This is a genomic window from Romboutsia sp. (assembly GCF_056995035.1).
Genome location: NZ_JBXKIW010000081.1, coordinates 1 through 10,509 on the forward strand (window position 1 = coordinate 1; position 10,509 = coordinate 10,509).

General features: G+C 26.8%; 8 protein-coding genes. 1 reads left to right on the top strand and 7 read right to left on the bottom strand.

Going from position 1 to position 10,509, the window contains the following annotated elements:
• Nucleotides 1–207 (bottom strand): hypothetical protein (locus tag AC11VW_RS12880; RefSeq protein WP_484301829.1); only part of this gene is annotated, 207 nt, incomplete at its 3' end.
• An 80-nt stretch (nucleotides 208–287) separates the two neighbouring features.
• On the opposite strand from AC11VW_RS12880, the gene AC11VW_RS12885 reads away from it, so the two are divergent.
• Nucleotides 288–1,601, top strand: a complete 1,314-nt coding sequence (locus tag AC11VW_RS12885) for a D-alanyl-D-alanine carboxypeptidase family protein (protein WP_484301830.1) — start codon at nucleotides 288–290, stop codon at nucleotides 1,599–1,601.
• 208 nt (nucleotides 1,602–1,809) lie between these two features.
• Here the strand turns inward: AC11VW_RS12885 and AC11VW_RS12890 are convergent, their stop codons facing one another.
• The 6 genes from AC11VW_RS12890 to sdaAB form a co-directional block, all read right to left on the bottom strand.
• Nucleotides 1,810–3,771 (bottom strand): MBL fold metallo-hydrolase, encoded by a 1,962-nt coding sequence (locus tag AC11VW_RS12890; RefSeq protein WP_484301831.1) that lies wholly within the window; start codon nucleotides 3,769–3,771, stop codon nucleotides 1,810–1,812.
• A gap of 2 nt (nucleotides 3,772–3,773) precedes the next feature.
• Nucleotides 3,774–5,381, bottom strand: coding sequence for a hypothetical protein (locus AC11VW_RS12895; protein WP_484301832.1), 1,608 nt, complete (start codon nucleotides 5,379–5,381; stop codon nucleotides 3,774–3,776).
• 11 nt (nucleotides 5,382–5,392) lie between these two features.
• Nucleotides 5,393–7,081, bottom strand: a complete 1,689-nt coding sequence (locus AC11VW_RS12900) for an Hsp70 family protein (RefSeq protein ID WP_484301833.1) — start codon at nucleotides 7,079–7,081, stop codon at nucleotides 5,393–5,395.
• Between the two features lie 4 nt (nucleotides 7,082–7,085).
• Nucleotides 7,086–8,264 carry a hypothetical protein gene (locus tag AC11VW_RS12905; protein WP_484301834.1) on the bottom strand — a complete coding sequence of 393 codons (1,179 nt, stop codon included), beginning with the start codon at nucleotides 8,262–8,264 and terminating at the stop codon, nucleotides 7,086–7,088.
• Nucleotides 8,265–8,597: 333 nt separating this feature from the next.
• Nucleotides 8,598–9,476, bottom strand: a complete 879-nt coding sequence (sdaAA, locus tag AC11VW_RS12910) for an L-serine ammonia-lyase, iron-sulfur-dependent, subunit alpha (RefSeq protein ID WP_484301835.1) — start codon at nucleotides 9,474–9,476, stop codon at nucleotides 8,598–8,600.
• Nucleotides 9,477–9,497: 21 nt separating this feature from the next.
• On the bottom strand, nucleotides 9,498–10,172 hold the full coding sequence (gene sdaAB, locus AC11VW_RS12915; protein WP_484301836.1) for an L-serine ammonia-lyase, iron-sulfur-dependent subunit beta: 675 nt from the start codon (nucleotides 10,170–10,172) through the stop codon (nucleotides 9,498–9,500).
• Nucleotides 10,173–10,509: the final 337 nt, after the last annotated feature.

The following is a 10,509-nucleotide window of genomic DNA, read 5'->3' on the forward strand; positions in this document are numbered from 1 at the left end:
TATATTTTCTTTCTCTGTTTTTTCTAATTTATACTCTTCTTTACCTACCTCTTTATTTCTATTTTTGGGTATATCCATGCTTTCATCTTCACTTTTACTAACTACATGTACATTTTCTTTAATTTTAAAATCTTGTTTTAATAAAATTGTGCATATACTCAAAATAATTATCACTGAAAATATTATAATTTTACCAAATTTATTCAAACTTAAATCACTCCTTCATTTTTATTATTGACTAAAATATGGTATACTAAAATATATTTTTTAAATTTGGAGGTTCACGTATGAAAAGAATTTTATCGCTTTTAGTAGCATTCCTTATAATATTCACCTCTTCTGTGGGTAATACAGATAGGTCCTTTGCTGCTGATACAAAACTTAATCTCACTGCTAAATATGCAGTTTTGATGGATTACGAAACTGGAAAAGTTTTATATAGTAAAAATGGTAATGCTAAGCTTTATCCAGCTTCAACTACTAAAGCTTGGACAGCTTATCTCGTTATAAAACATGTTCCTGACTTAAGCCAAGTCATCGAAATAAAAAACTTGCCAGCTATAGACGGATCTGGCATGTACCTAAAAAATGGGGAATCTTTCACTGTTAAACAATTATTAGATGGTTTATTGATTCACTCATCTAACGATGCAGCTGTTGTATTAGCTAATTATGTGAGTGGTTCTGTTGAAGAATTTGCTAAATTAATGAATGAGGAAGCTAAAACTATTGGGGCTAAAAATACTAATTTTAACAATCCTAATGGATTACCCGATGTAAAACACTATACTACAGCATATGATATGGCCCTTATGGGAAGAGAAGCTATGAACAACGAAGTTTTTAGAACTATTGTTAAAACTGAGTCTGTGCGTTTTGAATCTACTAAAGAATACCCTTACGAGAGATATTTTGTAAACACTAATAAATTTTTAACATCAACTGAAAAAATAGGCTATAAAGGTCAACAAATAAATATCAAGTATGATATAGTTGATGGAATAAAAACTGGGTATACTGATGATGCCGGTAAATGTCTTTTATCTAGTGGTGTGAAAAATAATATGAGACTTATTTCTGCAGTTTTTAAAAGTAATGGAAATGATTTATATCTAGACTCTAGAACTTTATTAGACTATGGATTTGATAATTTTAATACTACTACTATAGTTAATAAAGAAGATTATACAGATAGTAAAAAAGTTTCATTTAGTAAGCAAAAAGAATTAGTTTATGAACCAGAATACAGTTATAAATTAGTTTTACCTAAAGGGACTAAAGAAAGCGAATATACTACAGAAATTAAATTAGATAATATTGACTTACCTATTCGTAAGGGAGATAAAGTAGGTACTTTAGAAGTCTACAACGGAAAAAAAATAGAACATACTATAAATTTAGTAGCTAAAGATAATGTTAACAGTATATTTGCTGTTATCACTGAAGATAAATCTATAATGTCTATCATAAAAATAGCTTTATTACTTTTATTTATCTCAATAACACTTATTATATTTGTTCTTATAAGAAAAAAATCTAAGAAAAATAGAAAATACATTTATTCTAACAAAGGTCGTCATTATAAAAGAAGACGAAAATAAAAGTCTTATCATTTGTTACAGATTTTCAGTTAATTGTAACAATAGTTTTACTATAAATGCACATGTTGACAGATGTCCTCACTGTAATATAGCTTATTACGTTACATCTTGTAGCTATAGTGATAAGAATAATATAAAATTATATGAAATAATAGTTAAATATAAAAAACAAGCTCACTATACCAAATAGTGAGCTTGTTTTTTATGTTTAACTATTATTCAATTCATCATATAATTTTATACCTTTACCATGAACCATTATTAAGTTTTTAGGCTTAATTATATTTATAGTTTTAATTAAATCTTCATAATGCGCATGGGATGATAAACTAGTATCAATTAAGTTTATATCAACAGAGTCATACGGCCTTAGCTTTTGCTCTAATGTATGCTTATCTATTGGTCCACATTTTAAAATTGTAACCATATTTTTATCGTTTATTGCCATTTTATAATATTTTTCTGCTAAGCTTATATCCTTTACAACCCCTGAGCTAACGATTATTATATCGTTTTCATAATATTTTTCTTCGATCGTTTTATGTTTATTATAATTTAATTCACTGTTAGCTATTATATTTTTTTCTATTTTATTATAGTATTCATTTACCTTTATACCTACCCCATCAACCAATACATTCCCTTTTATTGTACTTTTTGTTATCAAATCATAACATTCTTGTGCTCTACCAACAGAAAAAGATGGAATAATTACTTTTTTATTATTTTTTATAGATAAGTTTATAAAATAATTAAATAACTTTTTATTGTACATATATGGTAAATCCATATTTTTATAACCATATGTAGTTTCCATAATAAGATAATCTGCATCTTGAAATTCATAAAAATTATTTTCATTTATGTATTGCGTTGTAGATTGCCTATTAAAAGAAAAATCACCTGTATAAATTATTTTTTTTCCATAATATTCTATGCAAACACCAATAGATCCCTTTATATGATTAGTCGGAAAAAACTTTATCTTTAAATTTCCAATTAAGAACTCATCATTATCTTTTTTTAGTTTTACTTTATTAAAGTCTAGTTCAAAGTTCTTTGCTACTATATCTATAAGATTATATGTATCTTTAGTCATATAAATATCATCTACATATTTTTGGATTAAATCTAAACTTCCATAGTGGTCTATGTGTGCATGACTTATTACAATTGCTTTTATTTTATCTATAGGTATATTATGTTCTAATAAAAAACTTTCCATATCTATTTTTTTAATCTGAAGATTATTTATCTCTGCGCCACAGTCAATTATCAAATATTCGTCTTTTATTTTTAAAACATGCATACTTGCTAAACAATTAGATTTATAACTTATTATTTTTACATCTTTATCTTTAAAATTATATTTACTTATTGTGTTCGGTATATAATTTTTATTATTTTGATTTAAGTCCATTTCGTCTAACAAAACCTTACCTATATATTTTTCTATGTTATCACACGGAAGCATGTTATATATCTCTGCACTATTTTCATGGTTGTCTAATTTAAATTCACATAGTTGTGACAACTGATGTAAATTTAACTCTCTTAATATATTAGGTATATCCGACATTTTTTCTTTATAGGTGTTTATAGTTCCATAATCTATGCAATTATAATCTAGATTTTTTGTAACTACATTTTTTCTATCTCTTATTAAATTCATTAAAATATATATATATTTTTTCCTTTTATCTTTTAAGTTTTCGATTTTATTACTTATATCATCTATTAAGGTTATATCAATACTAAAATATATAAGGAGGTCTATTGCATCATTTTCCTTGTATTTATTTGAGTTTATTATATCTATTATCTTATGTTTATTTTTTATAAAAATAAAGTCTGCTTGTTTATATAAATTTAAGTTTAAAAGAGACAATATGGAATATATTATCCCGGTACTATTTTTATTTAAATTGAAACTTTCTAAGCCATATTGAAAAGATAGCAAATATTCCCCTAACTTATACTTTATATATGATAACAATTCTAAAATTTCCTTTTTACCTTGTTGTATATATAAAATATTTTCAACAAAGTAGTCTATTTCTTTTAGATTTTTTATTTCTTTTGTATCACAATTTTCTAGTGTATAAATTATATCTTTTTCTATTTTTTCAATATTAGATTCTGTTACTATAATATCTTTATATTTATACATACTTATTTTGGAGGATCTACGCTTAATCTCTTAAGCATTGATATTGATTTAAACTTATGTCTTGGATTGCAAGCGTCATTTTCAATTATAAAAAATAGTATATCTATAAACTCATCTTTATTTTTATCATTAAGTAATCTTTCTACTAAATTTATTAATGCGGTGTATACCTCATCTGAGAATTTTTTATCTACTATACTACTTATTCCAATGGAATCTTTTATTAATTGTAATGTAATATCTTTAAAATTAAACTTCGGTTTATCACATAATTCATAAGCTCCATTTATAGCTTTAATTATTTTTTCTTCATCATCACTATTTAAGTATTCATCATATACTGTTTTTATAGCATATCTTAATAGTTGACTGCTTTTATATGCACAGTCTCTTATAATTGAAAAGATTTGTCGACTGTCATAATATGTTTCTTCTAAAAATTCTTTTATTAACTCCATAGATTCTTCTTCTTTTCCTAAACTGCACATTGCAGCATCACAATATACTTTTCTTGTTACATCATATTTATTTGCTTCTATTAAGCTTAAAAATTTTTCACTAGCACATTTTCTTGATCCCCATTGAGCCAGTGTTACTAATGCCGTTCCTACCTCTATAGAATTACATTGATATTTTTGTAAAATATCTATTATTATTTCTTCAACTTTTGGTGAATTAGAATATCTTATAGCTAAAAAAGCATTCTTTCTAGTTGTATTATTGTTCATCCACATTATAAAGCTACTTTCAAAATCATCTTCTATTTCCCAATTTTTAGCCTTTTTTATCATAGTGTCTAAAGTTACAGTTTCATCTCGCTTGCAACTTGGTATTACTCTACTTATTATTTTGCTTGCTTGTCTATTTATACTTGGAATGCCTAAGTAACTTTCAGCTTTTTTTATAGCATCTCGTCCAAAACTCCTAGTATAGTTATGTATAAAATACTTTGCCATTTGAACTTCAGTATTATCAGCTTCTTGATTTAAACTTATTAGTTTTAATGTATAGTCGATACAAATCTCATTATTTCCCCTCATAAATGCCTTGAGTGCTTGTAACCTCGTATCTCCTTTTGTATGCCTATCATATATTATCTTTAATATTTCTACATCACTTATTTTTCCACATGCATTTATCAAAATCATAATCTGAGTATCCCATGACCATTCTTCCAGTATAAATTTTATAGTCTCTTTATACTGTGCTGCATTTCTATTATAAGTGTCTGCAATAACCTTTCCAATAGTTTCTATCAACGAATTATTGCTTGTTATTAGATTATTCACAGCCTTAGATGCATATAATATGGCTTCTATTGGACATGTGTTTTCATTCATCATTTCTTGTGCTATAAATTTCAAATCTAATTCTAATTCCTGTAACCTTCCGCCATTTATTACATCCATAGTAAGCTTTTCATATATTTTTACTAATTCTTCTATATAATATGGCTCAAAATTCCAGTAAAATAACTTATTATTACAACTATTGGTACTTTCTCCTCCACCTTCACTAACTTCATTTATATCCTTTAAACTAATGAAAGATTTTGGGATACTTATACTATTTTTATAGTTTTCTAAGTCTTCTAAGCTTTTTAATATCACAAAAATCCCCCCTATATTATCCCTTTTTCTTTTAAGTCTACTTCTTGTTTAAGCTCTATTTTCTCCCCATCTACATCCACTGATAATCTTAAGTATTTATCTTTATCAATAGAAAAATCTATATCTATTAGAGTTCCTGGTTTTTTAGGAGTTTTAAAATAAGCCTTATACTTTCTTTGAATTCTCATTTTAGAATCATATTGATCTATTCCTGCATAAAGATTAATTTCTAATCCTGATGGACTAGTAGTTCTAAGTGCTCCTTTTAATTTACCTTCATAGGGTACCTCTTGATTTGAATTTATTATAACTACAGGTAATCCTTCTTTTACATCTATCATTATCGCTTCTGCTAAAACCCTTGTTAATTCAAATTTTTTATCGTCAATAACACTTAGCTCTTCATGATGTGGTATTTGTTGAGGTTCAACTTGAACTCTATTGATAACTGTTTCATAATAATCATATATAGCTGCCCCCTTAGCCACTGAGCTTAATGGATCTGTCGAGTTTATTATCTGATTTTCTTTAAGATTTAAAATTTTTCTTATTTTATCTCTTACTAACTGATACTTAGTCATTCCACCCGTTAAAAATAAATAATCTATGCTATCTTTACTTATATCATAGTCTCTTAACGTATTTAATATCGGATCAACAATATTTTTTTGCATTTCTTCATCAGAGCGTTTATTACTTGGACTTGATTTTATAAAAAAGTCTTCTATTGCTTCATCGTATTCTTCTTTATTTATACAAAATTGAACTGGATCATCTCCATAGAAATTCATTATATAATGGTCAAAACTCTCTCCAAAATAGCAATTCATTTCTATATCTGAAGATATTCTTTCTTTAGCTTTTTCTGCAAAGATTCTTAAGTGTCTGACCATACGTTCTCTATCTTCTTTATCTATAGAGTTATAATCTAAATTATATTTTTCTAAAAACTCATTTAATTTTACTAATGCGACCTTATTGTCAAAATCAATACCACCTAATTCATCATATCTACCAATTGCAACCTCTGTAAATTCAACTTTTCTTCCATTTTGAATCACATCAACTATAGCTATATCACATGTACCTCCACCTAAATCAAAAACTAGTATTCTAGTCGACTTAGTCAAGTCTACCTGTCTTTGGATTTCTATTAAATTAGATTGTTCATTTATAAAATCAATAAGAGCTGAAGTTGGTTCAGGTATAAGATTTACGTTTTTAAAACCTATTTCTAAAGCTGCATCTTTTGTATCTTTTATTTGATCAGTATTAAAAGATGCTGGCACTGTTATAGTTATACTTTCTACATTTTTTCCTTGATTATATCTTTTCATAGAATCTCTACATGTTTTTAAAATTTGTTTTGCTACATCCTTAGATGTATACTCAACTTCACCTAATCTCCATATTTTATTGCTTCCTATATATCGTTTAGTATTATATAATACTTTTTTAGAAGCCTTCGATTTTATATCTTTCGCTATTTTTCCTACATATTCTTTTCCATTTTCGTCAGCATATAGCACTGACGGCAATATGAATTCTGTTGTAGGACATTTATTTTCATCGACTTGCATCACTTGAATTATCTGCGATTGAATTAATCCATTAAATAGCAAATTACCTTTAGATACAACAGTATTTGTTGTTCCTAAATCAATACCAAAGTATGTTTCATCTGCTGTTTTTATACTCATAAATTTATTCCCCCTTTATATTTATATATGGCTTTAATATTTCTTTGCTATTGTAAAACCATGCAGGATACAGTACCTCTCCCTCACATAACTTAATATCCGATATATCCTTGTTTAACCTATAATTATAAAATGAATATTCTTCTATACATACATTTGATCCTATTTTTATTGTTTCTCGCGGTGATATTCCCATTTGTCTAAATACATTAAATAAATTAGTTGCTACAAACATTAAATTTTGCTCATCTTTTCCTTTTGAGTAACTATACAATCTATCCAATAAATTTCCATTTGTATCATCATTCATATTTTTTACTAAATCTGTTAAAGCTTTAGAATACTGCTCTTGCCCATAGTCCATTAACTCTATATTATATTTTTGTAATTTGTCTATTTCATTTTGTATAATTATTTCCTTATCCATATATTCATTAATAAGATGATTATTTATTTCTATTTCTTTTTTTAATTTTTCTATCTGTTCTTTTAATTTTCTATTTTCTATTTCTATTTCTATTTCTATTTGCTTATTCTTATTTATGATTACGTTTTCCCGTTTGTCGTTTTTATTTTCTGTTTTTTTAATTTTGCATACTTTGATATTTAAATTTAATTTTACATTTTTTCTTCTCTCAATTTCACCTACCGTTTTGTCTAAAGATTTTTTTATCTCAAACTCTTTATTTTTTAGACTTTCCTTGCATATTAAAGTTAATCTCTTATCTCTAAACAAATAGTCTAAATCATTTAATACTATATCCTTTTCAGATATATTTATTCCATTATTATTAAACTGATTATGTATAAATTTAATAATTTCAGTTTTTGAGATTTCATCATTGTTTATTATAATATTTATTGCGTATAATTCTACTAATATAGATATTATAAATTTTTCACTTTTTATCATTTCGAATCCTTCATCTTTTACTATCTTATACGGTAACTTTCTTGATTTTATATACTTAGATATAATGGAAAAACTATTATTTATATCTAAATTCCATTTTCCCATATATTCATTAAACTTAAATCTTACAATATCATAATACTCTCCTGGATATTCATCAAATGCAGATATATTTAAAAATAAGTTTAAATCATTTGCAAACTCTACTTTATTCCTAGTTATATCTAGTTCTTTTATTAAATCTATGATTCCTATATTCCTGTTTATCAAAATTACTCCCTCCATTTTTTATCTATTAACCAACCTTATCTACCATCTAATAAAATTCGATATTTTTATCATAGTTCCTTCTAATTTATTCATATTTACCGAAATAATTTTAAATCATAATTTATATCATTGTTAAAAATCCTCCACTCTTAAAACTAAGTAGATTTCATCATCTCTCAATTTCTAATCCACGTTAGTTCTAGATTATAATTGCTTACTCCACCTCCTAAGTGTAGTAATGGTAAATAGTAATTATTATACTTTGTATTTTCCATAATTAAACATAAAAAAACTGGCATGCTTTTGCATAGCCAGTCTTTATATTTATATATATTATCCGAATATTTTTGTAGTTAAAGAACATCCTGTACAAGTAGAAGCTATTCCACCTAATGCAGTTTCTCTTAACTCCATTGGAAGTGTTTTACCAACTTTATACATTGCAGCAACTGTTTCATCAAATGGTATTATGTTTAATATTCCTGCTAAACATAATTCCGCTGATATTAAAGCATTTGCAACACCTATAGCATTTCTTCCTTGGCAAGGAGCTTCAACAAGCCCTGCTATTGGGTCGCATACAAGTCCCATAACATTTTGTAAACAATGAGATGCAGCATGTATAGCTTGCTCTACAGATCCACCCATCATTTCTACTATACCAGCAGAAGCCATTGCAGCTGCTGCTCCAGTTTCAGCTTGACATCCGCCTTCAGCTCCAGATACTGTAGCATTTCTAGTTATTATAGCTCCTATTGCAGAAGCTGCAAATAAAGCATCTATCATTTCTTCATCATTAAATCCATACTCTTTACCTATAGTAACAACAGCTCCTGGAAGTATACCACAGGAACCGGCTGTTGGTGCAGCCACTATTAATCCCATTGAAGCATTTACTTCCATAGTACCCATAGCAGCAACCATAGCCTTATTCATTAACTCTCCACATACACTTCTTGATAATCCTCTGTATTTAGTTAATTTCTTAGCTTCTCCACCTATAAGTCCACCCATAGATTTTATATCTTCTTCAACAGCTTTTTCAGTAGCTGCCTTCATTATATTTAAACTAACTCTCATTTTTTCTCTTATTTCTTCTTTAGATAAACCTGAAAGTTCCGCTTCTCTCTCTAAACATATTTCATGCATTGACATGTCAAATTCATTACATTTTTCTAATAATTCTGCTCCACTTGTGAAGTTATATTTCATTTTTTTATTTCTCCTTACTCATTAGAATTTGTCTAAAACTATAACCTTAGCTATTACTTCAAATTTTCTTAATTGATCTATCAAATCTGCTTCTAACGCATCAGTTGTTTCTATTGTAACAAATGTATATTCAGACCTAGGTGGCTTGTTTGTTGACATTGTTGCTATATCTTTATTATTATGAGCAAGTAATCCTGTTACAAATGATACTGCACCAGGTATATCTTTTATTTCTAATACTACCGCTGATCTTGCTCCATTGAAGTCTATTGCTAATCCATCCATTTCTGTAAGCTTTATGTTACCTCCACCTATAGAAGCACCCATTACAGTTGATTTCGATCCATCTTCTAAAACCATTTCTATTTTTACTGTGTTAGGATGCACGCTGTCACCTAAATCAGTTTTTATAAATTCAAATTTAACACCTGCTTGTTCTGCTAATTTGAAAGATTCCTTTATTCTAGCATCATCTGGTTGGAATCCTAATATTCCACCAACTATCGCTTTATCAGTACCATGACCTTTATAAGTTTCTGCAAAAGAACCATGAAGTAAGAATTTCACTTCCTTTACAGGCTTTCCTGCTATTTTAGAAGCAGTTTTCCCAAGTCTAGCAGCTCCTGCCGTATGAGAACTAGATGGACCTATCATGTTAGGCCCTACAATATCAAATACACTATAATCTTTAGCCATTACATTACCTCTTTCTTTTTCTTTAATGTCTTATTTAAATTACTCTAAATATCTCTTTAGTGTCTATTATATATTTAAAACTTATAAATAAAATATTTATCTTTTAGATAACCTTTATACATATTATTTATCTAAAATTAACATATATACATATTTTATTTATATCCTTAAAACTATATATATAAACTAAATATCATAAAATATTTTTTTACAATATCTAAATATTTTCTAGTGAAAAATTAAGCTTATCTTGCTTAACTTATAAATGAAATTTAATAATATCTTCATTATATGAAGTTTAATTTCAAATGAAATTTTTTCTAATTTTCATTTTAAT